The 1,395-nt window shown below is 42.3% G+C and carries 1 protein-coding gene; it reads left to right on the top strand.

Annotated features, from left to right (window positions below; all coding sequences use genetic code 11):
* Positions 1-1,288, top strand: a 1,288-nt coding sequence (locus tag L215_RS0103710) for a reverse transcriptase/maturase family protein (RefSeq protein WP_027451364.1), incomplete at its 5' end; no start/stop codon positions are given.
* Positions 1,289-1,395 lie beyond the last annotated feature (107 nt).

Genomic DNA, 1,395 nt, shown 5'->3' on the forward strand with positions numbered 1-1,395 from the left:
TCGTGAGCGCATATCAGATGAAAGATTTCTTCGACTGATATGGAAATTCCTAAAGGCAGGCTATATCGAAGATTTTACATTTCACAAGACGTATTCGGGAACTCCTCAAGGAGGGATAATAAGTCCTATCTTGGCTAATATATACCTTGATAAGTTCGACAAATACATGCGTGAATATGCGGAATCTTTTGACAAGGGTAAGAAAAGGCGGGAAAACCCACTCCACGCAAGTTATAGTCGAAAGGCTGTAAGATTACGCAAGGCTATCCGAAACGCCACTGATGAAGACACGAAACGTGAATTGCTGACACAACTGAAAGAGATGGAAGCAAAGACACGGAGAGTGCCGGCATCTATGGCAATGGATAGTAACTACAAGAGACTTAAATATATCAGATATGCCGATGACTTTCTAATCGGTGTAATTGGTAGTAAAGCAGATTGCGCAAGAATGAAAGAGGACTTTACAAACTTCATGAGAGACAAGCTAAAACTTGAATTATCCGAAGAAAAGACCTTAATCACTAATGCACAGGATTCTGCAAAGTTTCTTGGGTATGAAATCTCTATCAGAAAATCCGAGGCCATGAAGCGAAATAAGCTGGGATGGTTGAAGAGACCGTTCAGCGGACGCATAATGCTGACTCTGCCTATTGCCACAGTCCAAAAGAAATTATTGGAACTGAAAGCAATGGAACTTAGGGTAATCAATGGAAAGGAAATTTGGTATGCCATGCCACGCAATTACCTGACCAAAGAAGACCCTGCTACAATCTGCGCACGCTATACAACTGAAATCAGAGGTTTGTACCAATATTATAGGATTGCGGACAACATCTCTTATGCAGGAAGTAAATTCGGTTACATAATGCGATATAGTTTCTGCAAAACTTTGGCAAAGAAACTAAATTCATCAACTGCCAAGGTTATACGAAAGTACAGAAGAGACCATGACTTGGCGATACCCTATCAAGCAAAGAAAGGAGAAACCAAGTTCCGAATATTCTATAATGATGGCTTTGCGAGGCAAGAGCCGGACAAAGACGCAACCTGCGATAATCTACCTAACACATTTGTACTTCCTTTCCCTACTCTTGCGGAGAGACTTATGGAGCGCAAATGTGAATTGTGTGGAGCAACCAATGTCAAGACCATAATGTATCAAGTCCGTAAACTCAGAGGTATAAATACCGATACTGAATGGCACCGACTGATGCTTAAGAAATGGCGTAAGACATTGGCTGTATGCAAACATTGTAATGCAAAAATTCATGCCCATGACAAATAAACTGATATTACCAGTGGAGAGCCGTATGCAGGGAGACTTGCACGTACGGTTCGGGGGCAGGCCATGGGAAACCTACCACCGAAAGGTGGCAAGGCGCCCATTGCCGA

The sequence above is a fragment of the Porphyromonas uenonis DSM 23387 = JCM 13868 genome, assembly GCF_000482365.1.
Classification (GTDB): domain Bacteria; phylum Bacteroidota; class Bacteroidia; order Bacteroidales; family Porphyromonadaceae; genus Porphyromonas; species Porphyromonas uenonis.